At 35.1% G+C, this 24,280-nt stretch carries 18 protein-coding genes; 11 read left to right on the top strand and 7 right to left on the bottom strand.

Annotation, left to right across the window (positions count from 1 at the left end; translation table 11 throughout):
• Positions 1-27 precede the first annotated feature (27 nt).
• The 6 genes from QUH73_RS16200 to QUH73_RS16175 form a co-directional block, all read right to left on the bottom strand.
• On the bottom strand, positions 28-990 hold the full coding sequence (locus QUH73_RS16200; protein WP_289531483.1) for a GHMP family kinase ATP-binding protein: 963 nt from the start codon (positions 988-990) through the stop codon (positions 28-30).
• 6 nt (positions 991-996) lie between these two features.
• Positions 997-2,046, bottom strand: coding sequence for a diphosphomevalonate decarboxylase (mvaD, locus tag QUH73_RS16195; protein ID WP_289531482.1), 1,050 nt, complete (start codon positions 2,044-2,046; stop codon positions 997-999).
• A gap of 18 nt (positions 2,047-2,064) precedes the next feature.
• Positions 2,065-2,991 carry a GYDIA family GHMP kinase gene (locus QUH73_RS16190; protein WP_289531481.1) on the bottom strand — a complete coding sequence of 309 codons (927 nt, stop codon included), beginning with the start codon at positions 2,989-2,991 and terminating at the stop codon, positions 2,065-2,067.
• A 3-nt stretch (positions 2,992-2,994) separates the two neighbouring features.
• Positions 2,995-4,326 (bottom strand): hydroxymethylglutaryl-CoA reductase, degradative, encoded by a 1,332-nt coding sequence (locus QUH73_RS16185; RefSeq protein WP_289531480.1) that lies wholly within the window; start codon positions 4,324-4,326, stop codon positions 2,995-2,997.
• A 126-nt stretch (positions 4,327-4,452) separates the two neighbouring features.
• Entirely contained in the window at positions 4,453-5,448 is a 996-nt protein-coding gene (locus QUH73_RS16180; RefSeq protein ID WP_289531479.1) for an isopentenyl-diphosphate delta-isomerase, read from the bottom strand.
• A 9-nt stretch (positions 5,449-5,457) separates the two neighbouring features.
• Entirely contained in the window at positions 5,458-6,603 is a 1,146-nt protein-coding gene (locus tag QUH73_RS16175) for an acyl-CoA dehydrogenase family protein (RefSeq protein ID WP_289531478.1), read from the bottom strand.
• A gap of 285 nt (positions 6,604-6,888) precedes the next feature.
• Between QUH73_RS16175 and QUH73_RS16170 the strand changes: the two genes are divergently transcribed.
• From QUH73_RS16170 to QUH73_RS16140, 7 genes are all read left to right on the top strand, one after another.
• A complete protein-coding gene (locus tag QUH73_RS16170; RefSeq protein WP_289531477.1) occupies positions 6,889-7,329 on the top strand; it encodes an NfeD family protein in 441 nt (146 codons plus the stop codon).
• A gap of 127 nt (positions 7,330-7,456) precedes the next feature.
• On the top strand, positions 7,457-8,578 hold the full coding sequence (locus QUH73_RS16165) for a DNA alkylation repair protein (RefSeq protein WP_289531476.1): 1,122 nt from the start codon (positions 7,457-7,459) through the stop codon (positions 8,576-8,578).
• 217 nt (positions 8,579-8,795) lie between these two features.
• The gene (locus tag QUH73_RS16160; protein WP_289531475.1) at positions 8,796-9,935 is read left to right on the top strand and encodes a DUF4249 domain-containing protein; all 1,140 of its coding nucleotides are present in this window, start codon (positions 8,796-8,798) and stop codon (positions 9,933-9,935) included.
• A gap of 10 nt (positions 9,936-9,945) precedes the next feature.
• Positions 9,946-11,070 carry a DUF4249 domain-containing protein gene (locus tag QUH73_RS16155; protein ID WP_289531474.1) on the top strand — a complete coding sequence of 375 codons (1,125 nt, stop codon included), beginning with the start codon at positions 9,946-9,948 and terminating at the stop codon, positions 11,068-11,070.
• Between the two features lie 11 nt (positions 11,071-11,081).
• On the top strand, positions 11,082-11,771 hold the full coding sequence (locus tag QUH73_RS16150; protein ID WP_289531473.1) for a hypothetical protein: 690 nt from the start codon (positions 11,082-11,084) through the stop codon (positions 11,769-11,771).
• 11 nt (positions 11,772-11,782) lie between these two features.
• A complete protein-coding gene (locus QUH73_RS16145) occupies positions 11,783-14,503 on the top strand; it encodes a TonB-dependent receptor (protein ID WP_289531472.1) in 2,721 nt (906 codons plus the stop codon).
• Between the two features lie 4 nt (positions 14,504-14,507).
• Positions 14,508-16,646, top strand: a complete 2,139-nt coding sequence (locus QUH73_RS16140) for a hypothetical protein (protein WP_289531471.1) — start codon at positions 14,508-14,510, stop codon at positions 16,644-16,646.
• Positions 16,647-16,708: 62 nt separating this feature from the next.
• Here QUH73_RS16140 and QUH73_RS16135 read toward each other — a convergent pair whose 3' ends face one another.
• Positions 16,709-17,062: a rhodanese-like domain-containing protein gene (locus QUH73_RS16135; RefSeq protein ID WP_289531470.1), complete on the bottom strand. Its 354-nt coding sequence runs from the start codon at positions 17,060-17,062 to the stop codon at positions 16,709-16,711.
• Positions 17,063-17,326: 264 nt separating this feature from the next.
• On the opposite strand from QUH73_RS16135, the gene QUH73_RS16130 reads away from it, so the two are divergent.
• The 4 genes from QUH73_RS16130 to QUH73_RS16115 are packed head-to-tail and all read left to right on the top strand — an operon-like array spanning position 17,327 to position 24,186.
• A complete protein-coding gene (locus QUH73_RS16130; RefSeq protein ID WP_289531469.1) occupies positions 17,327-18,211 on the top strand; it encodes an ABC transporter ATP-binding protein in 885 nt (294 codons plus the stop codon).
• Between the two features lie 9 nt (positions 18,212-18,220).
• Positions 18,221-21,571 carry a golvesin C-terminal-like domain-containing protein gene (locus QUH73_RS16125; protein ID WP_289531468.1) on the top strand — a complete coding sequence of 1,117 codons (3,351 nt, stop codon included), beginning with the start codon at positions 18,221-18,223 and terminating at the stop codon, positions 21,569-21,571.
• Between the two features lie 21 nt (positions 21,572-21,592).
• Positions 21,593-23,095: a TolC family protein gene (locus tag QUH73_RS16120; RefSeq protein WP_289531467.1), complete on the top strand. Its 1,503-nt coding sequence runs from the start codon at positions 21,593-21,595 to the stop codon at positions 23,093-23,095.
• Between the two features lie 41 nt (positions 23,096-23,136).
• Positions 23,137-24,186: an efflux RND transporter periplasmic adaptor subunit gene (locus QUH73_RS16115; protein WP_289531466.1), complete on the top strand. Its 1,050-nt coding sequence runs from the start codon at positions 23,137-23,139 to the stop codon at positions 24,184-24,186.
• Positions 24,187-24,280 lie beyond the last annotated feature (94 nt).

Genomic DNA, 24,280 nt, shown 5'->3' with positions numbered 1-24,280 from the left:
AAATGCATTTCAAACTTTAACAGAAATCTATTTTTCATTCTCATAAACTGTTACAATATCATAGCCCTTTTGCAACAAAAGATCTTTTGTGGTGGAATAATTTCTGGTAAAACCCAATAAATAACCTCCACCGCCAGATCCACATAATTTCAGCCAAAATTGTTGTGAGGTTAATCCTTCAGCCCATAAACCAAGAAAATTCTCGGGAATCATCGATTTAAAATTGGTCAATTGGAACTTTGATAATTGACATAACTCTGTAAAAAAGGAATCAGCATTTCCATTCACCAATTCCTGAATACACTGATCATTCATTGGAATTAACTCCTGCTCCATTAAGGTCAAAAACTCTTTGTTCTCACAATTCTTCAAAAATGAACGAACCAATGGCTCTGTATTTCCCGATTTCTGAGAGTTAATTAGAAAGATGGCACTGTCTTCACCAAATTTTTTCCCTGGCAAACTTACCTGTTCAATTTCATTCTGATTGTGAATTAACAAAGGTACTTTCAAATAAGAATTCAATGGGTCCAAACCAGAACTTTTACCATGAAAACCAGATTCCAATTGAGCTAAAACATTCTTCAATTGAATAATTTCACCATTTTTTAATTTCTTATTGTTCCCAATTGGATTGATTCCATATTTCTTATAAACAGAGGCACATAATGCTCCTGAACTTCCAAGGCCGTAACTCTCCGGAATACTCGATTCAAAATACAAACCATTTTTAATATCTTTTTCAAAGGCAAGCAAATCGAGCAAAGCACTATATAAATTTGAATTATTTTCGAGATAGTTTAAAAATTTGAACAATTCCCGGTTAGATCGTTTGGCAAAATTCCGATCGGTATATTTATCATCACCTATAAAACTAAGCTCTCCATTAAAATGTGTATAAGGAATACTTAAACCCATCGAGTTTAGTAAAACACTGTACTCACCAAAGAGTAATATTTTCGCATAAAATAAGTCAGGATGTATTCTCACAGCTCTTTACATTTTTATTTTTTGTGGTCCTTCCCCTTTTTCATCAACAATATACTTTCCATTTTCAAGAAACTGAGATAATTCAGAGTCGATAAAAGGAACTACTCTTTCCTTTTCTGATTTAGGATACAGCAAATGTATATTTGGTCCTGCATCCAAAGTAAATCCAACAGGAACATTACTACCTAAACGAAAAGATCTAATTCTCTCAATTAATTCAAGAGTATTTGGTTTTAACAAAGTAAACGAAGGAGTTGAATTCATCATTAATCCGTGTAAACTCAATGCCTCATTTTCCATAATTTCAATAAAATCTTCCAAATCGCCTGATCTTAGTACACCTAACATTCTTTCAAAATGTTTATTTGCCTGAGCAAAACGAGCTGTTGCATAAGGATGATTTTCCATTAATTGATGTCCTGCAGAACTGGAAACTTCTTTCTTTTTAGAACTAACCAATAAAATTGCATCCTGAAAATCCTGAAAAACCGGATGTGTGTATTTCGAAAAAGGTACGGCATACTCATCAGAAGATTTAGAAAAAGAATTGCTTTCTCCCCAAGCTGCAAAACCACCATAAACCGATCGTGAAGCGCTTCCTGAACCCAATCGGGCAATAAAACTAGCTTTCCGGTAAAACTCATCCTCAACCATTTTTACACCTGCAATTTCCTCTTCCATACTGCACAAACAAAGTGCCAGGGAACTCATAGCCGAAGCAGAACTTGCAATTCCTGTTGAATGTGGAAATGTGTTTTCAGAAGAAATGGATAATTGATAATCAGTAAGGAATTTAAAATGATCTGATAAGTTTTTGATGAATTTTGTTATCCGCTGCTCAAATGAAGATTGTTTTTTCCCTTCAAATAAAAAACTCAATGGCTCCTTACCATTTGGCTTATAAGTAAGCTTTGTGCGGGTAAGCGAGTTTTTAAGACTCATACTAATGGACGGATTACAAGGCAGTTGATTGCCTTTCTTCCCCCAATATTTAATCAGCGCAATATTTGAAGGACTTTCCCAACTGACAGATCCTGAATTTTTATTATTTTTCATCGCTTAACAGCAAATAGATTAGATTGTTCCCAGTATCATTTCTTTCCAGGAAAAAATGTTTGTTAGTCCCGCTCTATAAAAATAGGACTGAACTTCTTTTTTACTCAAATCACTTCTTACCATAACAAAGTCTCCTCCCCAGGCTCCAAGTGATTTTACAGAGCCTTCAAAATCAGGAAATAATTTTTCCTTAACACACTCCTGGCCTAATAAAGCAGCTACCAAATTCTCATGCATTGTAATGACATTGTCGAATTCCTTTGCATTTCGCACTGAAAGAATATCTTTGCTTAATTGAGTGACTTTATCCAATTCTTCCGCAGTACACTTACGTTCATTAAGAAAACTCTTAACAGAATCAGCACTCTTTTGCTTTTTACCCAAGTAAACAAAGTACAGTTGAGCTGCAAATTTTTCTGGAAAATCAACAGGATATATTAAGGGATGAGCACCATCCCTGCGAAACAAAATTGGCTTACAATAATTTGCGCATGCAATATCAAAACCAGATCCTTTTGAAACCAAGGAATGCAAATTGTATGGATTCACATCGGCCCATTGAGCAACATTATTTATTAAGGTTGAACTGCTGCCCAAACCCCAGTTTCGATCAAAATCGAATTCTGTTCGTATTTTAAGATTGCAGCTATTCAAAAAAGAAGGATTTAAACTTTTGGCTCTATTCAAAAGAAAACACACAAAATCTTTTTCTGTTTCTCCTTCAACGGTTTGATTTGTAATATCCTGATTTGAAATTGAAAATTTGAGCCATAATTTCCCTTTTTCGTAGGCCAGCCATTCCAAATCCGATTCCTCAGATTCAAAAACTTCCAAAACCTGCCCATATTTTAAGGGAATTGCAAGTGCTAAAGCTCCGTGCAATACAAGATATTCGCCTGTAAGCAAAAATTTAGCGTTCGAATAATATTTATATATAGGCTTCAAATTCTATTGCAGCTTAGTTCTCAGTGATTTAATAAATGCTTCCACTTCACTATATGAAACAGTCTTATGAGCAAAATATTCCAAAGCCTGTTTCTTTTCTTCGTAATCAGCTTTTAAAGCATTCAACAGGTTCGACAAATGCATTTTCATATGTCCTTGCTGAATCCCGGTTGTAACTAAAGATCGCAAAGCGCCAAAATTATTAGCCAATCCGGCGGCAGCCGTAATCATCATTAATTCCTTCGCCGATGGTTTCCCGAGCAATTCCAAACCAAATTTTGCCAAAGGATGTAAGCTTGTTAAACCGCCAACAGTTCCTAATGACAAAGGCATGGTTAACTGATACCGGAATCGCTTATGAGATACGCTGGCCTGAGTCAGACTTTTATATTTTCCTGTTTTAGATGCGTAAACATGTCCGTTTGCCTCGATAGCCCGGAAATCGTTACCTGTAGCTAAAGCAACAGCATCAATTCCATTAAAAATTCCTTTATTATGTGTCGTTGCGCGATATACATCCAATTCCGCTATTCTTGAAGCTTTCTGAAATTTATCCGCAAATTCTTTTCCGCTAAGCCCCGGATGAATTTCATCCAACTCATCAAGACTGCATTCCACAGAACACTCAACAAGACAATCCGGTGTATAATTGGAAAGAATTGACATGATTACTTCACATTCCCGTTCCACATCCGAAAGCCCTTCGTAATGTTTAAAGAATCGTTTCATTTGATGAGCCATTTTCTCCAAACAGGAATTAATAAAATTAGCTCCCATCGAATCTGCGGTATCAAAAGTCACATGCAGTTGATAATAATTTTCCATTTCACCAGAAAGATTCACCAGCTGAATACTTTGAATACCACCACCTCTTTGGCGCATGTTTCTGGTTAATTCTTTGGTTGCCCGATACAAATCAAATTTTAATTCAGGCAATAAATCATTCAATCTGTTCGAATCGCCCTTCCAAATAAAATGGACCTGTCCCGATTTCACAACTGAAACAACACGCGCGGAAAATCCGCCATGACTTGCCCAAAACTTAGCCGATCTTGAGGCTGCTGCTATTACAGAACTTTCCTCAATAACCATTGGAATATGATACAACTGATTATTAATCAGGAAATTTGGCGCAACACCAAAAGGAAGATAAAAATTAGAAAGCGTGTTCTCACTAATCTCATCCAACAAATCTTGCTGCTCTTTATTTTGCAGGCGAAAACTATCCAGCTGCGATTTAATTCGCTCTGCACTGCCAGTTAATTCACCCATTTTTTCCATCTTCTCCTCACGGGTCAATTTGGAAAAACCTGAAATGATTGCTTTCCGCTTCATATCTTTTCATCTTAATTCTTTCGCTGATTTTGAACCAACCAACGAAATAATAAAATACTTCGAAGTCCTAAATTACATTTTTTATGTTGCTGTCCCAAAAAACAGAAGGTTTTTTAGGTAAAACTCTTATTTTCGAACACGTAAGAAACTCTTTGACAGTTGTAATCCTTTCCTTTGTGATTCTAAATATGCTCTTAACTCTTCGTATGATTCTTTTGCATACTTCAAAAGAGAAGATGCCTGACCATAAATTGCGGGAAGTGTAGATTTCTCCATTAAATAGTAGCCATCCAGAAAGTTCTGGATTCCTCCCGAAATGATGATTTCCTTACATTTTACCTGATCATCATTGGCAACAATCTCATTCACCCAATCCATCATTTGATTAGCCGAATGTCCAATTTGAGCCAAAGGCTCGAACAATTGGATTTGAGAATCAGAATTACGCAACAACTCTACTTTCGCAAAATTGGTTCCTCCAAATGCAGCAAATTCAATTGCTTGAAGCGGGAGATGCAATAAAACCCGTAAACTTTCAGGTCCCATTCCCTGGCCAACTTCTTTCACAATAATTGGAAAGTCAACCTCATCCAGCAAGTATTCCAGACTTTCTATCGGCGATTGATTCATTCGATCACCTTCTGGCTGCAACCATTCCTGCATAGGGTTGATATGAATAATCAATCCATCAGCACGCAAACGACCAACCAGTCTTATAATCTTACTGATTTTTTTCTTTTGAATTAATTCTTCGAGCTGACAAATTCCTAGATTTGCGTACAAAGGCAAATCATCACCAATGATTGAACGCACATCAAAATCAGAAAAATACTTATCACTATCCAAAAGAGACCGACAAGAACCCAGTCCCAGTCCCATTCCAAATTCGGCACAGGCGCGCGCCAAATTTTGATTGATCTTTCCTGCCAATTCTGTTCCTCCGGTCATACTGGAAACCCATATTGGAGTTTGCAGATCCTTCCCTAGGAAAGTAAACGTAGTATCATCAGCCTTAGGATGAGAACTAAGCATAGGCTCGTAATAAAAACGTTCATCAATCAAAGCGTCCTTCATTTGAGAACGAAAAGCCAATTCAATGTGATCTTTTTTTCTGTCTGTCATAATTACAAATTAACAACCAATATGTCTTGAAATCACCAATCTAAGAATTTCTGATGTTCCTTCGCCTATTTGCAGTATTCGCTGATCGCGGTAAAAACGCTCCACTTCCGAATTCTTAACTAATCCGTGAGCACCATGAATCTGAACAGCTTCATTTGCTACTTCCTGTGCCACTTCAGAGCAAAACAATTTCGCCATGGCAGCTTCTTTTCCAAACGAATGACCATTATCCTTCAACCAGCATGCATGATACAATAAATGTCGGGCTGCTTCAATTTTCGTCGCCATATCGGCTAATTTAAATCCAATGGCTTGAAATTTCGAAATTGGTTTGCCAAATTGCTCCCTTTTTTTCGAATAAGATAAAGCCAACTCATAAGCTCCCTGAGCCAAGCCAAGTCCCATTGCTGCAATCGTTAGCCGACCAGAATCCAGAGTTTGAAGCATTATTCTAGCTCCATCTCCTAAATTTCCCAACAAATTTCTTTTCGGAACTTTACAATTCCCGAAACTCAACTGAGCTGTATCCGAGGCCCGCCACATCATTTTCCCTTTTACCGGCTCAGCCTGAAACCCTTTTGCACTTCGCTCTACTAATATAGCAGATAATTCCTTTTTTCCATTATCATTGGCTGTTACAACCTGTAAAGTTACTCCTAAAGACAAATCGGAAGATGCGTTTGAAATGAACCTCTTGCTTCCATTAATCACCCATTCCTCATCCTGTAAAATTCCAGTTGACTCTGTTCCCCGAGAATCAGAACCCGCATTGTCTTCTGTCAATCCAAAGGCCCAAACATTTTCACCACTTGTCAATTTTGGAAGATATTTCTGTTTTTGCTCCTCGGTTCCAAAATAATAAATGGGACCTATTCCTAAAGAATTATGAGCAGCCAAAGTGGATGCCTGCGAAGCATCCACCTTTGCAATTTCTTCAACAGCTATCAACAATGAAAGATAATCTTTCCCTTGTCCACCGTACTCTTTAGGCAAATATATTCCGAATAAGCCCAACTCTCCCATTCTTTTAGTAAGTTGGGGACTAAATTTTTCTTTTTCATCCAATTCGAAAGCCACAGGTTTCACCTCTTTTTGGGCAAATGCCTTTACTTTTTCACGAATTATTTTGTGTTCTAATGTCAGGTATGGATTCATACTTATGTGCTTTATAATGTATTTTAAGACCTTCAACTCTTTAATGAGAGCGCAAACCTAATTAAAAAGTTCATTTTATTGAAATTATTTAGAACCATTTTCAATAGCAACAAAAACAACAACCTATATTCCTCTTATGAAAAAACCTTAAACCTTCTGATAATACAGCACCTTTCCAATTTAACAAAACTATTTAGGTGTGAAATTGACAAACTTGGCACACTTGACACTTGTTATTAACACATTCCCATCGTAAATTTACTTTTATCTTAAAAAAATTATGGAATGGAATTAGAACTTTGGCATATTTGGTTATTACTGGCAGTAGGTCTTTTTGTAATTGAGATCTTTATATCAAATTTTGTTTCTGTATGTTATGGAATAGCCTCCCTAATGACCGGAATAGTTGCCTATTGGGGATTTCTTATCCCGGAACAATTGCTTGTATTTATTGCATGCTCAGCAATCAGTTTGCTCCTTCTTAAACCATACATTACAAAACACTCCATAAGTAAAAGATACCAACCCAATAACGACCACAAAAATTTGATTGGTAAAGAAGCCATAGTTATGGAAGAAATTAACGACCGGAAAAACACGGGGAGAATAGTTCTTTCCGGATCAACCTGGAAAGCTAAATCCCAGTTCGGAGAAATAATTGCCAAAGATTCATTTGTTAAAGTATTAAATATAGACTACTCTATTATTATAGTAAAAACTATCTAACAATCAAAAAACACCCTAAAACCAGGAAAGGTTGGATGCTAGCGTCCAGCCTTTCTTTTATTTTGCATAGTTCACAATAATGCTTAATTTATTTCGCTCAAAATAACTCATAATCAGCCAATACTTTATGGAAAAAGGATTTCTATTTAAAGATGTATATAACAATCAATTAGTCGGCAATATGGCTTCCAATATTGTCAAATCCTGGGGAGAATTCAACACCTCGTCATTCGTCAATGCCATCGTGTTTAAGCTTAAACCTCTTAGCTTATCTGAGCGTTCCCAACTTATTTGTGCCGAATTATTCAATCATCTTCCAGCATCCTACCCGAAAGCTCTCGCTATTTTAGTAAATTCAATTGGAGAAGAAAACAATACAACCGACAATAAAGAAATTGAGGGCTTCTACTACATGCCTATTGCTTCTTATGTATCTCAATTTGGATTGAAAAAAGAAGATTTTCATCTTTCGATGAAAGCTTTAAGGGAAATAACAAAAAAATTCACTTCAGAATTTGCTATACGCCCATTCATTAGAAAATATCCGGAAGAAACTTTAGAATACCTTCATCTCTGGACAGCAGATACAAATGTGCATGTTCGCAGACTCGTATCGGAAGGAACCAGGCCTAAATTACCTTGGGCATCACCCCTCAAAGAATTCCAGAAAGATCCATCACCAGTACTGGAATTATTAGAAAAATTAAAAGAAGATGATGAACTCTATGTACGACGATCTGTAGCCAATAATTTGAATGACATCGCAAAAGATCATCCTGATTTAGTTGTTAAAACCCTAAATTGCTGGAATAAAACCAACAATAAAGGCACACAATGGATTATTGGTCACGCCTCCCGAACTTTGCTTAAGCAAGGCCATCCAAAAGCATTGGAACTTTTAGGGTTCCCGCAGAACGTACAAATAGCTGTAAATAATCTAAGAGTCAACACCCCAACATGCCAATTAGGCAATGAAATTGAATTGTCTTTTGAGATACAATCCCAATCTGCTGACAAGCAAAATTTGATGATTGATTTTATTGTTCACTATATGAAAGCAAATGGCAAGACAGCTCCAAAAATTTTTAAGCTTTCGAAAAAATCAATTCCTGCCAGCGGAAATATCTCTTTCAAAAAAAGAATCTCCTTTAAACCTATAACTACCAGAAAATACTATTTGGGACAACACCACATTGAGATTCAGATTAATGGCATAAAGTATGGAAAGGTGAGTTTTGAAGTAAAATGAGAATTTTGATTTTAGATACAGATTTCACAAAATCCACTAACTATTACGCAACCAATCAAATTATTTATATCAATTAAGTATAGCAGTTATTCCTTACATTTTAATATTGCATAATTACCAATACAGGTAATCTATTGTAATATACTCATCAATAATGCCTTATTTATAAACTTAAAATACTACTTTTAGTAAAACCATTAACTAAATCTCTAACCTCATGTCCCCTATAAAATCCCCGTTTTGTTGGGCTTTGGCACTAATACTGCTAAACGCATCTTGCACTGAAAAATTTTATCCCGAAATAGATTCCGATATTTCAATTTTAGTTGTTGACGGTAGAATAACCAATGAATCCGGCCCTTATGAGGTTCGATTATTCCGAACTGTTGACCTTATAAGAATTGACACGTTAAAACCAGAGGTAAATGCTGAAATCATACTTAAAGATGGTTTAGGAAACAGTGAACTTTTTCAGGAAATTCGTCCGGGTGTATATCAAACTGTAAACAATATAATAAAAGGAACAGTTGGACAAACATATTGGATTGAAATAGAAACTGCAACAGGAGAAAAGTATGAATCAACTCCGGAAAAAATGTCCCCTTCTTTTGAAATAGAATCGATCTACGGAAAAGAAGAAGAGGTAATTGTTAATGCCTCAGAAAAACAAAACGCAGTAAAAATTTATTTTGATGCAAAAGCAAATAGCACAAATGCCAACTACATAAGATGGGAATACCGGGAAAGTTACGAATGGAGATCTCCTGAAAATTTAAATTCCGAAACATTTACTGAAAATCCAAGTAAAATCTGCTACCCTGTTACTACTTTTCCTTTGGTAAATATTTACGATGCCTCAAACCTAAGTTCAAAATTCATTTCTCAACAATCTACTTCAAGGATATATACTAATGAAGTAAAATTATTATACAACTATCTAATTGATATCACCCTATTTTCAACATCAGAAACCAATTATGAATTCTGGAAAAAATTAAAATCTGTTAACTTCTCAGAAGGTGCCCTTTATGATATCACCCCTGCAAATATTGAAGGGAATATAAGCGGATGTGATGAAAAATGTAAATCTGTTGGATATTTTGAAGTTTCTTCAGTAAGTAGAACAACAAAATTTTTTCATGAAAATGACTTCACTCTTGAATTTGCAAATTATCCTAAAGAATGTGAACCTTTCGAAATGAGAAAGGAAGACAGCTCTCCTAACCCCGCCAAATTTCAGATCCTTTCAAGCTATACTGAAGGACGAGCCACCGTTTATGTTGTTCGAAGAACTGAATGTTACGAATGCAATGTTGTTCATCCAGCAAATAAACCATCATTTTGGCCTAAACTCTAAAAACAAAAATATGTCCAGATATAAAATTGCACTTCTTTTTTACAGTTTTCTATCCGTATGTCTTTTCTCGTGCACTGAAAAATTTTATCCCGAAATAGATTCCGATATTTCAATTTTAGTTGTTGACGGAAAGATTACAAATAAACCTGGTCCGTATGAGGTAAGATTGTTTAGAACTGTTGATCTCATAAAAGTCGATACATTGAGACCGGAACAAGGAGCAATTATAATGATTAATGACGATCTCGGAAATTCTGAAATTTTATGGGAAATATCTCCCGGGGTCTATAGAACTCAAAATTCAAATTTTCAAGGTCAAATAGGTCGAAGCTATTGGATTGAAATTCAAACAAATTCCGGTGAGCAATATGAATCCAGTCCGGAAACAATTCAACCCGAGGTAATCATTAAATCAATATATGGTGAAGAAAGAAAATTATTATTAGGAGATGCAAGTACAGTAAATGCTGCCAAATTATATATTGATGCCTCTGATCCAACAAATCAAAGCAGTTATATTAAATGGGAATATCGAGAAAGCTGGGAATGGCGAAATCCTTATTTCGAACCAAAAACCGCAATTCCATCCAAAATATGCTATCCTTTTATGCGTTCAGATAATGTTTTCGTTTTTGATGGATCAGGTCAAAAAATAAAAGAATTCAAGCACCTCCCGACCTCTTACATAACAGAAAATGAAGTTAAACTAAATTATGAATATTTCATTAACCTATCACTATATTCTGTTAACTTTAATTGTTATGAATTTTGGAAACAAATTCAAGAATCAATCCAAACAAATGGAGGTTTGTATAACGTAATTCCTGCAAATGCAAAAGGTAATGTTTGCGCTTGTCATTCAAAAAATCCAGTACTCGGATATTTTGAAGCCTCAAGTGTGAACTCTATGAATGCAAGCTTTTCTTCGAAAGATTTCCAAATGAAATTTCAAGATTTTCCTTCTGATTGTGAAGATATTACGATGAAATTTAAGGATGGAAGTCCTGATCAAAGTATATTCCATATTGTAAGAGATTATTTCGAAGGCGAAGCACACATTTTTATTGTGCGACGTAATTATTGTTACGATTGCAGCGTAAAATATTCTCCCACCAAACCTTCATTTTGGCCTTAAAACTATATACTATGAAATCTAAATTACTAAACCTGCTCACACCAATGCTGCTAATTGTAGCATTTTGCCCAAACACATTTGGGCAACCCAAATTATCCACTAACAAAGAAAATATAATAAATGGAAAAATTTGGATACCTACCCACTCGGTAGCACAAGCTGAACAATTTTTCCTTAAAAAACTGGAGCTTAACGGAAGTTTTAAATTTAATGGACAGAATTTCAATAATCTGAAGTTCTTCTACGATCTCTCAAAAGAAGAAATAATAACACCAATTCAAACAGAGAACAATACGACATGCAATATTGTTATAAATCCGTTTTTCTTAGAAGAATTTACAGTTTTAGATAACCAGATGATTTATCATTTTAAAAGAGGTGATTTAATTCATAAAGAATTAAGTCCGGCCAACTACTACCAAGTTTTTACTGCTTCAAAAATAACCTACCTTATTAAACGTACTCAATTACGAGTTCTTAGTTCAAAAACAGGTTCTGAAAAATTCAACTATATAGATGATACTAATATGTATGCCATTTATAACAAAGAGTTAAGCAAGATAAAAAGCAAAGCGGATCTCATCAAATTCTTTCCATCCCAAAAGAAAGAAATCAAGCAATTCGTTCGCTTCAGCAAATTAAAGATAAACAGACACAATCCATTAGATGCAATCCCTCTTTTAATAAAATTTGACCAATAAAATTACGGAAAATGAAAAAAGCACTCCTATTACTATATAGTTTGTTCATACTTTTCCCCTGTTTGGCTATAAGCGAACAAGAAATAAGTATTGGTCACGAAGGAATGACATTTGTTGAATTCGCAAATGACCTGAATAAGAAATATCAAATAAAAGTATTTTTTGATAGAACTTGGGTTGAAAATATTCGACTTAAAAAGTTTTATTCAAATGAAAATATCACAAATATTCTCACAGACATTTTTGCTGGCACACAATTAAGATTCATTGCTAAAGACAATTTAATTGTACTAACCCAATATCAAGATCTAAAACAAGAATTTAGCCTTCAGGAAAAAGTGGATAATTCTACAAATGAAGTTGAATATATTGAGGAAGATAAAGACATTTCGAACCTGCAGGAACAGGAGTACAAAATTCATGAAATTGGAACTGCCTTAGGTAAGAAAAAAGTAAAACTATTTGGGAAAGTAAGCCATTTTGAAAGCTCTCAAGCTCTTAAGGGCGTTGAAATATATCTTCCTAATCTTACAAAAGGAGTAACATCTGATAAAGATGGATATTTTGAATTAGATCTTTCTCCAGGGTTTTACACCTTACACTTTAAATTTATGGGATTAAAATCCAGTTCCAGAAAAATTAATCTTCGTGGTGATGGTCGAATTAATGTTCAGTTAATGAGTGAAAACCAAACTCTTAAGGAAGTACGTGTCTTAGCAAAGGATGACAAAGTAAAGAGAACATCAATGGGTTTAGAACATATTCAGGCAAAAGATATTGAATCTTTACCTTCAGCCCTTGGTGAACCGGATATAATAAAAAGCACAACGATGTTACCAGGTGTGGAAAGCGCTGGAGAAGGATCAATTGGTTTCAATGTTAGAGGAGGCTCTGCCGATCAAAACCTAATACTAATAGATAATGCACCTATTTACTACCCTGCTCATTTTTTTGGATTCTTTTCAGCTTTCAATAATGATATGATACAGGATGCAAGTTTATATAAATCAAGTATTCCTGTTCAGTTTGGTGGAAGAATTTCTTCAACCTATGATATCCATTCGAACAATAAAATAAATGATAAAATAAGTGGTAAAGTTGGAATTAGTCCGGTTACAACGAAAGCATTTTTGAATTTACCTTTACTCAAAAACAAACTTTCAATAATGAATTCTTTCCGATTCACCTATTCCGACTGGATCGTAGATAAGATAGACTCAAAAGAATTAGTGGACTCAAAAGCAAACTTTTACGACTTGCATGGAAAAATAAATTATAAACCTAACTCAAACAATCAATTCGAACTTAGTTATTATAATAGTAAAGATGAGTTCCAATTGCACTCCGACACAATATATAACTTCAATAATTTTGTTAGCTCATTAAATTGGAGACATCGCTTTTCTGAAAAGCTAAAGATGAATAACAGTGGATACTTCACAAGTTTCTCTTATGACATGAGTGCATCTGAAATTGCTAACAACGCTTTTAAATTAACGCATCGGGTTAATGAAGGTGGTTTTAAGTCTTTCCTCAACTACGAGAAGGATCTATATACAAATATAGACATGGGGACAGAATTGAAATATTACAATATAAGTCCGGGAGACAGGAAACCTTATTCTGAAAGTTCTGTTGTGAGTAAAAACAATTTGCCAGAAGAAAATGGTCTTGAGTCTGCGCTATTCGTAGGTGTTAAACACGAATTCCTGGGGAGTATTACTGCAGAAGCAGGAATTAGATATTCCTTATATGGTACTATGGGTAAAAGGGACGAATTAAAATATTTGGATGGAATTACAAGTCGTTATAATATTCTAGATACAGTAACCACTTCAGCTGGTTTGAATAATATATATCATGGTCCTGAATATCGTATTTCTCTTAATTATGCATTAAACCAAAGCACATCAATAAAAGCAAGCTATAATAGGACACGTCAATACATTCATCTTTTATCAAACACAACATCTATTTCTCCAACAGATACATGGAAACTAACAGACAAATATTTGAAACCTCAAATTGGAGATCAGATTTCTTTAGGTTTTTACAAGAATATTTTCAATTCTAACTTTGAATTATCAGCTGAAACCTATTTTAAAAAGGTTCAAAATGCCAAAGATTACAAAGATGGTGCACAACTGTATTTAAATGAGCATACGGAAAATGAGGTGCTTAACGCAAAAGGCAAGAACTACGGAATAGAACTTTTCATCCGAAAAAACAAAGGCCGTTTCAACACCATGGTCAGTTATACTTATTCTCGGAGTTATTTAAAATCGAAAGATAAAACCGGCGAGTTTGCAGTAAGTGATGGGGATTGGTATAGGGCACCGTATGACAAACCACATAATATCAAAGCCTTTTTCAGCATTAAACTCTCCAGACGATTCATATTTTCAACCAATTTAGTATATCACACTGGTCGACCTGCAACCTATCCTATAGCCAAATACACGCTGCAAGGAATTCCAATTATTTACTATTCCGAACGAAATGAGTATCGTCTCCCAAACTACTTTAGAACAGATATTTCTTTGTTAGTAGAAGGAAATTTGAGAAAGCACAAAGCATATCATACATCCTGGACTTTTGGTTTGTATAATCTTACAGCACGCAATAATGCTTACTCCGTTTATTTTAGATCGGAAGATTCTTTTGTGGTTGGATATAAACTCTCAGTATTTGGAAACGCAATCCCTACCATTTCATATAACATTGAATTTTAAAGCTATGAAAAATAAAATATCTATATATATAGTTCTTATTATAATAGCCTCCCAAGCAATTAATTTTGCAAGCAAGGGCGAAAATATTAGCCATGAAAGTGAAAAAATTCATGTTCACATTCAAAAAAATATATTTCTTGCCGGAGAATCAGTCCTATTTAAATTGTATTGTATCAATTCTGTCACACAGAAACTGTCCGGTTTAAGTAAAGTTGCTTACCTGGAGTTAATAGACGAAAATGGCTATGCTGTTGCTCAGGAAAAAATAATCCTGAATCAAGGAATGGGGGCTGGTGGTTTTTTAATAACAGATCAATTATCAACCGGAAACTACGCCATTAATGCCTATACGCATTGGATGAACTCAACTTCAAAAGAGTTAACAAGTGTAACACCTATTTTTGTTTTTAACAATTACAAGCTTGCAGAAAATAGTATCGACAACCAAAAAATTACAAACGGATCAACTCAATTCTATGATTTGAAAGATAATGACCGAACTGTGTTGCGAACTAAAAGCAATACAACAGAGAAGAAACCATATACAATTACTTCTTCAGTTGAAGATCTGGATCGATACATCCGTTTTACAGTTTCATCAAACGATGCTTCATCAGTTCCTGACAAAGGACTTAAATTTCAAATCTTTTCGAATAAAGGAAATATTGTAGATCAATCATTTGAGTTAACAAATAACAATTGGGAATTTAGAATTCATAAAAAAGAATTAAACTCTCCAAGTTATGGAATCTGTGTTAAAAATCCAGATGGAGAGATTTTAACAGAAGCTGTCTTTCATTTAGCAAGTAACAACAAAGGAGTATTTTTTGAAAATCCACGTATTACTGTCTCTCCCCGAGAGAAAGTTCAGCTGAATCTTACAAGTAAGGATTTTACAAAAAAAACTGAATTATTATATCTCTCAGCAAGTATCAAATTAAAAGAACCTTTTCATACATCGGCTAATATTATTGAATTCTTCAATGTCTACTCTAATTTTGGTGCTTCAATGAGTAGCTATTTTGAACAACTCAGTAAAATACCGGAACAAGATTGGATTTCAAAAGATGGACTTAAATCCTTATACTTACATAGTAACCCCAATTATTTAGTTAATCCAAGTCAGTATCCTGAAGAGGAAGCCTATATCTTGGAAGGGCAAATAAAAAGTCACAAAACAAAAGAAGCTATTACCAATAAAAATGTTTACCTGTCAAAAATTGGTGAATATGCTGATATAAGTACATTTAGAACAAATCAAGATGGTAAATTTTTCTTTCAGCTTCCATTAAAAAAAGGATTGCATGATATTTCAATTCAACTTAACGATAATAAATTCGAAGAATGCTCTATCCAACTAAAAGAAAAATTCAACCAAAAAGGTTTTGCATCTGTACAATGGAAAAAATCTGATCTAAATAAAGACCAATTAGACTTTCTAAAAAAGCTTTATGAAAGTTATAGAATCAGAACCATCTATAATCAGAAAACTTATGCAGAATTAAAAGATACATGCTTGTATCGAGGAGAGAATAACTTCTTTGGGAAACCATATTCTTCAATGAAAATCGACAACTTTATTCGTCTTGACTCTTTGGAGGAATACTTCCATGAATTTATTTCTTCCGTTAAAATTAGTTACCAAAAAAAAGAAACCTTTTTCAATGTATATAGTCCTGACCAATTAAAAGTTATGAAGCCTGCTCCTTTAATTCTTTACGATGGATTAATTATATCCAACCCTAGAATTATTCTAAACAAAAGACCCTCTGAAATTGACAGGATTGAGGTAATGCCATATGAATATTTTTATGGAAAATCCCACTTTTACGGTATCATACACGCTATTTCCAAAGATAAAGATTGTAAGATAGACCAATTGCCAATAAACACAGAACGATATTATCTGCCTTTATTCACATCAAGTTATTCTTTAGCTAACAAACCGAATTCTTCTGATAAATTTATGCCCGATTTCAGAACGGATTTACTCTGGGAGCCAAATATAACACTGAGCAAAGAACAGGATTTTAAGTTAGAATTTACAGCAAGTGATGTGAAAGGTGAGTATGAATTAATTGTTGAAGGAATTTCTGAAAATGGTGAACCTATTGTTCTCAAACAAAGCATATTTATAAAATAGAAACCACAGCATATGAAAGAGCCTCATTTCAATTATGAATGAGGCTCCTTAAAATGTATACTTTATCGATATCTCTGAATCTTTGGATCTACCTCAACCGACCAACGATCAATACCTCCTTTTAAATTAAAAACACGGGAAAACCCATTTTTTCGCAAATAATTCATCACCTGCTTGCTACGCACTCCCATGTGACAAAACACAATCAAATCCTTGTTCTTAGGCAAATCTTCCAGTCTATTGGGAATTTGCCCCATAGGAACATGCATTGCATCTTTCAAGTGACAAATTTGTACCTCTGTGTGTTCACGCACATCAAGCATCAAAAGATCTTTCCTTTTCTCCATTTCCTGCACCAATTCCAATGGTGTATATTCCAGCTTATCCGATGAATCATTATTAAAAAAAACTCCCATTGCCACTTTGCTTATCTGTTATTAATCTTAATAAAGATAATGAAATGATTTGATAAAATCTGTAACCTATTGTTCGCATTTCTTGTCTCATACTTTGTGTAGAACAGGTAAACTATCCTGTTTATCGAAAAACGAATTGAGGAGCAAGTATTACTAAGCATAAATTGTAAATTTGGTAGATAGACAAAAATTTATTTAAACCTTATCAACTATTTATTGTCTAAGATTATTCTAGCGTATTTACTCTGAAACCAAAAAAAACAGATGCAGATCAATATTCAGGAACTAAGTAAAATTTACCCCAACGGAAAAAAAGCGCTGGACGATGTAAATCTGGAAATTGGTACCGGAATGTTTGGGCTACTGGGTCCAAATGGTGCGGGGAAATCAAGTTTAATGAGAATTTTGGTGACTTTAATGAAACCTAGTATGGGCTCTGTTTCCATTGATTCGTTTGATTTGGAAAAAAACCGAAAAGAAATTAGAAGTATATTGGGCTATCTGCCACAGGATTTTCGTTTTTTCTCAAAACTGAAAACATGGGAGTTTTTAGATTATGCAGCCTCACTTTCCGGAATAAAAAACAAAAGCATAAGAAGAGATAAAGTTGATGAATGGCTTGACAAGGTTGGTTTATTTGATGTTCGGGAACGGGATGCTAATAAACTCTCCGGAGGTATGAAACGAAGATTGGGAATTGCGCAAACCTTGATTGGGAATCCAAAAATTATCGTAGTTGATGAACCAACAACCGGTCTTGATCCGGAAGAACGAATTCGGTTTCGGAATATATTATCGGAGCTGAGCCAGCAAGATGTGATCATTATTTTATCAACCCATATTGTAGGAGATATTTCAAGTGTTTGCAACAATCTGGCCTTGCTTAACAACGGACAAGTTGCTTTTAAAGGAACACCTGAAGCTCTTATTGAAAAAGCCCGCGGACATGTTTGGCAGGTGAATACATCTGGCTATGAATACGATCTGATTAAAGATAAATACCCTGTAGTTTCAACGATTCCAACTCAAGAAGGTTGGGAAGTTCAATTAATTGGAGACGGCAGTCAATTTACCAATGCAATTGAGCTGGAACCAAATCTGGAACATGCATACGTTTATTTCATGGAAATATCTTCGGCACTAATCTAGCAATTTAAAATGATCTCTCTCAACACTATACGCACTGTAGCCAAGTACGAAACCAGAACTCTTCTTCGATCCTGGTTTTTTAGAATATTTGCCGGACTCTCTGTCCTGTTTATTGGAATTTTTAATGTTGCTGCCTTTGTAGAAAATAGCGGAGCGCCTTGGATCTACCGCGCACTCCCTGCCGCAATTCCTTATGCCAATCTGATTATTCTAAATTTGGGTCAGGCCATTGTTGCCGTATTTTTGGCCTCTGAATTTCTGAAACAAGACAGTAAAAACGATACCGTCGAAGTAATCTATGCCCGATCGATGACCAACAGTGAATATATTTTGGGAAAGACTCTCGGAATCATAAGCGTTTTCGTCATCCTCAATTTCATCATTTTATTAATGGGAATTGGTTTCTCTTTTTTAAGTAAGGATTCTTCACAAAGTGCATGGGTGGTATTTTACTATCCACTCTTAATATCAATACCTACACTTGTTTACATTCTCGGTTTGGCTTTCTTTTTAATGATTATTTTGAAAAATCAAGCCATTACTTTCATCATTCTGTTAGGATACATTGCTCTAAGTATCTTCTACTTAAATACCAAATTCTATCATTTGTTCGATTACATTGCCTACCAGGTACCAATGATGAATTCAACCATTGGTGGATTTGGAAATTTAAAAGAAGTAGCTATTCACCGGGGAATTTATTTTTTCCTGGGGATCGGCTTTATCCTCTTCACCATATCCAAATTAAATCGCTTGCCTCAATCGAAAAGATTAGTTTCACTGCCTATTTATTTGGCTTTATTCAGTTTTCTGATTGGGGGATTACTAACAAAGAAATACATTGATATTAATATCGACAATCAGGCGTTTAGAAACGAAATGATTGCTCTGAATAACAAATATGCTACATTCCCGAAACCGGAAGTTACCTCCTGCAATATAGATCTCACTCATACAGGTGAAGAAATAGCTGTGAAAGTCAGGCTTGAAATTTGCAATAACTCTGGTTCAGATTTAGACACCCTTCTTTTCAGTTTAAATCCTGATTTAAAAGTAAGTGCTGTTCTTCAGAATGGTAAGAATCTGGATTTTACAAGACAAACTCATCTGCTGAAAATTGTTCCCGGCCAACATTTGCTAAAAAATGAGAGCACAAAATTCGATATTACTTACAGTGGATCGATAGATGAAAGAACTCATTTTTTGGATTTAAATCCTGAATTAACCGAAGACAATTTTACAGCAGAAATGTTTCGAATTCGTAAGCGGTTCTCTTACCTGAAAGATAATTTTGTATGTCTCACCAGCGATGCCCTATGGTATCCAATTGCAGGAGTTGGATATGCCTCCAGTAATCCAGCTTTGCATTCGCCCGATTTCACAAACTACACCCTAAAAGTTCAAACATCGAATAATCTGATTCCCGTTTCGCAGGGAGAAGTAACAAAAGTTGAAGATGGAGTTTTTGAATTTCATCTGGAATCGGCCTTACCCAAAATTAGTTTACTGATTGGTGATTATCTAAAGCACAGCATTCAAGTCGATTCCGTTGAATATTCAATTTACAGTATTCGGGGAAATGAATTTTTCCTGAAGCATTTTGATGTGATTCAGGATAGTTTGCCTTCTTTAATCCGGGAATTAAAAAATGAGTACGAAACCCAGATAGATCTGGAATATCCGTTCAAACGATTCGCTTTAGCCGAAGTACCTATTCAATTTGCATTGGATAAACACATTTGGTCGATAAGCAGTGATGCCGTGCAGCCCGAAATCATTTTTTATCCTGAAAAGGGAGTTGTGATGGAGGAAACTGATTTTAAAATGCGAAAGAACCGATTCGAAAAAAGAATGAAGCGGGATAATGAAGAAGTCTCGGACGAAGAACTGCAGGCTCGTATTTTTAAAAGATTTGTACGCGCAAATTTTATGCCTTCTGCAACAGAATGGTATCAATTCGATAATGTTGATAGAAATACCTATTCTCCTTTCCCCAACTACTATGGCTACTCAACCCAGATGTATTCGCAGGAATTTCCGGCTTTGAATATTGCTTTGGGTGTTTATCTGAAAGAAAAAAATGCAGGTTCTCAATCACAAAACCGATGGCAATTCGATGGAATCAGTAAAGAAGAGCGCATTAATCTTGAACTAAAAAAAGCTTCATTAACAGACATCACAAAATCGGGTATTGAAGCATCCAAAGACGATGATGAACAGATCTACTTAAATGATATTTTCAGAGTAAAAGGAATTCATCTCTTCTCTATTTTTAAAGCCCGATACGGGGAAGACAAGTTTAATTCCCTGCTAAAAAGTTATGTCGAAGAAAACCTTCATCGGAAATTTAGCTTTGCCAGTTTTGATAGTCTGCTTATAGCAAACAACGGCGAATCGATTCGTGCCGATGTGAAAAACTGGTATACAACAAACAAATTACCTGGCTTTTTAATTAAAGATCTGCAAACCTACAAGGTGAAAGAAGATGATCACATTAAATACCAAATTCGATACAAAATCTCAAATCCGGAATCGGTAGATGGAATTGTTTCGGTTAGCATTGAACTAAATGATCAAAACAGAAGACGAAACCGAAGAAATCCAGAGGAAGAAAAACCTCCTTTTACAAAAACAATTTTTGTTCCGGCGAATTCAGCTCTCGAAGTAGGATTTGTATTCCCTTCGCAACCAAGCAGAATGAATGTATCAACACATATCTCAGAGAATCTTCCCAATAGTTTAGTTTATGATTTTAGTTCGTTTGATGAAACTAAAAAAAGCAATTTCTTTAATGATATAAAAGCTTGTGAAGCCTTTGACGGGATTTTAGCCGCGAATGAATTTGTAGTTGATAACGAGGATAAAGGCTTTGAATATGTACAGGTCTCAAACAAAAGTTATTTGAAACAATGGATGGATGACAAACGGGTTACTGAGCATGAATATTCGAGATTGCGCACATGGAATCCACCTAATGAATGGAAAAATGTTTTACGTTCCGGCTTTTTCGGAAAATATGTAAGATCTGCACTTTTCACGAAATCCGGACAAGGTGAACGTTCGGCAATTTGGACTGCAGAACTGAAAAACAGCGCGCAATACGATGTTTACTGTCATATCGAAAAAATTGAACAATGGGGAAGACGAAGAGGACAACAGAAAAAAACGGATTATAATTTTAAAGTATATCATGAATCAGGAGTGGAAGAAATCAATAAAAGTGATCAGGAACTGGAAAATGGCTGGAATTACCTGGGCACTTTCTTTATCACACCTGAAAATGCGAAAGTAGAACTGAACAACAAATCGGCAGGCTCTTTTCTCTTTGCAGATGCAATTAAATGGGTTGAAAACAAATAAAATATACAAACTATATAAGGCATGATCACAACTATACCACAACAAAAATTGTTACGAATATTTATCTGTGCCGGAGCAATTCTATTCAGTTCTTTATACTCGCAGGCACAGAAGAATATCACTCTGGATGAGGCGCTTCTCATAGCCTTTGAAAATAGTCCGGACATTAAGAAATCGAGAATAAACATGCAGCAAAACAAAGAACAACTGAATGCCCAGCTGGCATCTTTACGCTCTCGTTTTTCCTTTGAGGTTACTCCATTATCGTACGACAAAACAGAATCGTACAATGAATATTTTTCCACCTGGAATACTTCTGAAAATAAAAAAGCAAGTGGAACATTTACCGTTTCTCAGCCAATCAAATTAACTGATGGAAGATTGTCACTGCAAAATGAGTTTGGCTATCAGGACAATTACTCTGAAGCCAGCAGTTCAAATTATGCGGGATACAACAACTCGCTTTACTTACAATACGATCAGCCACTGTTCACCTTTAATAAAACCAAAATGGATTTGACCCGAAATGAGTTGAATCTTGAAAATGCGACTTTGGCTTACTCCATACAATTACTAAATATGGAAAGACGTGTAAATCAAGCTTTTTATTCCATTTATCAGAAACAAATGGCCTTGAAAATATCTGAAGAAGAGTTTGAAAACCAAAAAGTAAGCAAAGAAATCATCGAAAGTAAAGTTGAAGGTGGATTGTCTGCGAAAGAAGAACTTTACCAGGCCGAATTAAACTATGCAACCAGTAAATCGAGTCTCGATAATAATCGTGTAGAATTGGAAAATGCCAAGGATGAATTTAAATTTCTGTTAGGAATCTCCCTATACGATGACGTATCGGTAAGTACGGATATTGATTACGTTCCTGTAATTGTAAATCTTGAGAAAGCCATTGAAAACGGATTGACACAAAGATTGGAATTAACACAAAAAGAAATAGACTTAAACAATGCCAAATTTGATTTGATCCAAACCTCAGCAACCAACGAATTTAAAGGAAATGTGAGCCTTTCGATTGGGATTATGGGAAACAATGAAAATCTGGGAGATGTTTACGACAAACCTACCAGAAGTCCACGGGTTGGAATCACTTTTTCTGTTCCAATATTTGATTGGGGAGAAAGAAAAGCGCGTATCAGAGCGGCCCAATTGGAAATAGAAAGTCGCGAAATAGATAAAAACAGCCTGCGCGATGACATCACCATCAACATTCGGAAGATATATCGCAATCTTCAAAATTTGATTCAGCAAATCGAAATTTCCAAGCAAAACCAAAAAAATGCAGAACTAACTTATGATATTAATTTAGAGAGATACCGAAACGGTGATTTAACCAGTATTGATTTAGAACGCTTTCAAAATCAGTTATCCGAAAAGAAAATGAACCTGGCTAACTCTTTAATCAACTATAAGTTGGAGTTGTTGAATTTAAAAATACAATCGCTTTGGGATTTTGAAAATGACAGATCATTTGTCCCACAGGAATTGCAAGAAAATTTGATCCTTGAATAAATACAAACTCAATCATGATATACTATACTAAGTCCATAAATATGAAACGAATCGCATTTTTCATTCTAAGCATTGCAATATTTTCTGCTTGCAATGATAAGGAAACTGACCTAAACAAAGACATCGCTGTTCAGGTATCGGTTCAGGAAATCACATCCAAGAGTATTGAAAAATTCATTAGTACAACAGGAACCGTGAATCCGATAAAAACGGTTGCAATAAAAAGTGAAGTGTCCGGGAAATACCACTTGCAGATTAATCCTGCAACCGGTCGCCAATTTGCTTTGGGCGATTATGTGAAAGTGGGAACCAATGTAATCGTTCTGGAAGATAAAGAATACGAGAACAACATTAAAATCAAGTCTTTGGAACTTCGCTTGGAGATATCTCAGCAAGTATCCGAAAAACAACAATCCTTATATGAAAAAGGCGGCGTTACTCTTTCGGAAGTGAAAAATGCCGAAATCGACCTGATCAATGCCAAATATTCTTACGAAGATGCCATATTTCGATTGGCGAAATTAAACGTGAAGGCTCCATTTTCCGGAATCATTACCAATCTAAACTACTATACCGATAATACACGGGTTGAAGCCTCGTCGGACATGCTTAACATCATGGATTACAGCAAACTTCATATGGAGATTAATTTGGCTGAAAAAAATATGACTTCGATCAAAAAAGGACAACAGGTAAATATTATTAATTATACCATTCCTGGTGATACATTAAACGGCGTTCTGGCTCAATTATCGCCTGCTATCAATTCTGAAACCAGATCTTTTAAAGCTGTTATTAATATCGACAACTCTAAACTATTGCTGCGCCCTGGTATGTTTGCGAAAGCTGAAATTGTAGTTGCAAAAGCCGATTCGACCATTGTAATTCCGAAAGATGTGATTCTGAACAAGCAAAAAGGAAACACTGTTTTTGTTGTAAACAAAGGCTTGGCAGAAGAGCGCGTTATTGAATTTGGATTGGAAAATCCTAATGAAGTTCAGGTAATTTCCGGATTGGAGAAAAAAGATCGGTTGGTTGTAAAAGGCTTTGAAACTCTTCGGAACCGATCAAAAATAAAGGTGGTAAAATAATCTCAAGAGATCGATAGATATTAGATTGATTTACAGAACGTTTATTTTCAAATTGAGATATCCTTAAAGTAAATCATTCCAAAAATCAGTCACT

It is taken from the genome of Labilibaculum sp. K2S (genome assembly GCF_030372765.1).
Lineage (GTDB): Bacteria > Bacteroidota > Bacteroidia > Bacteroidales > Marinifilaceae > Labilibaculum.
Note: the sequence above shows the minus strand (reverse complement) of the source record. Positions and strands in the feature narration are given on the sequence as shown.

Excerpts from the sequence above, each read along its gene's own strand:
- QUH73_RS16130 (WP_289531469.1), top strand. The coding sequence starts at position 17,327 with ATGCAGATCAATATTCAGGAACTAAGTAAAATTTACCCCAACGGAAAA.
- mvaD (WP_289531482.1), bottom strand. The coding sequence starts at position 2,046 with ATGAAAAATAATAAAAATTCAGGATCTGTCAGTTGGGAAAGTCCTTCA.
- QUH73_RS16160 (WP_289531475.1), top strand. The coding sequence starts at position 8,796 with ATGTCCCCTATAAAATCCCCGTTTTGTTGGGCTTTGGCACTAATACTG.
- QUH73_RS16115 (WP_289531466.1), top strand. The coding sequence starts at position 23,137 with ATGAAACGAATCGCATTTTTCATTCTAAGCATTGCAATATTTTCTGCT.
- QUH73_RS16120 (WP_289531467.1), top strand. The coding sequence starts at position 21,593 with ATGATCACAACTATACCACAACAAAAATTGTTACGAATATTTATCTGT.
- QUH73_RS16170 (WP_289531477.1), top strand. The coding sequence starts at position 6,889 with ATGGAATTAGAACTTTGGCATATTTGGTTATTACTGGCAGTAGGTCTT.
- QUH73_RS16180 (WP_289531479.1), bottom strand. The coding sequence starts at position 5,448 with ATGACAGACAGAAAAAAAGATCACATTGAATTGGCTTTTCGTTCTCAA.
- QUH73_RS16165 (WP_289531476.1), top strand. The coding sequence starts at position 7,457 with ATGGAAAAAGGATTTCTATTTAAAGATGTATATAACAATCAATTAGTC.
- QUH73_RS16155 (WP_289531474.1), top strand. The coding sequence starts at position 9,946 with ATGTCCAGATATAAAATTGCACTTCTTTTTTACAGTTTTCTATCCGTA.
- QUH73_RS16150 (WP_289531473.1), top strand. The coding sequence starts at position 11,082 with ATGAAATCTAAATTACTAAACCTGCTCACACCAATGCTGCTAATTGTA.
- QUH73_RS16140 (WP_289531471.1), top strand. The coding sequence starts at position 14,508 with ATGAAAAATAAAATATCTATATATATAGTTCTTATTATAATAGCCTCC.
- QUH73_RS16135 (WP_289531470.1), bottom strand. The coding sequence starts at position 17,062 with ATGGGAGTTTTTTTTAATAATGATTCATCGGATAAGCTGGAATATACA.
- QUH73_RS16175 (WP_289531478.1), bottom strand. The coding sequence starts at position 6,603 with ATGAATCCATACCTGACATTAGAACACAAAATAATTCGTGAAAAAGTA.
- QUH73_RS16145 (WP_289531472.1), top strand. The coding sequence starts at position 11,783 with ATGAAAAAAGCACTCCTATTACTATATAGTTTGTTCATACTTTTCCCC.
- QUH73_RS16125 (WP_289531468.1), top strand. The coding sequence starts at position 18,221 with ATGATCTCTCTCAACACTATACGCACTGTAGCCAAGTACGAAACCAGA.
- QUH73_RS16185 (WP_289531480.1), bottom strand. The coding sequence starts at position 4,326 with ATGAAGCGGAAAGCAATCATTTCAGGTTTTTCCAAATTGACCCGTGAG.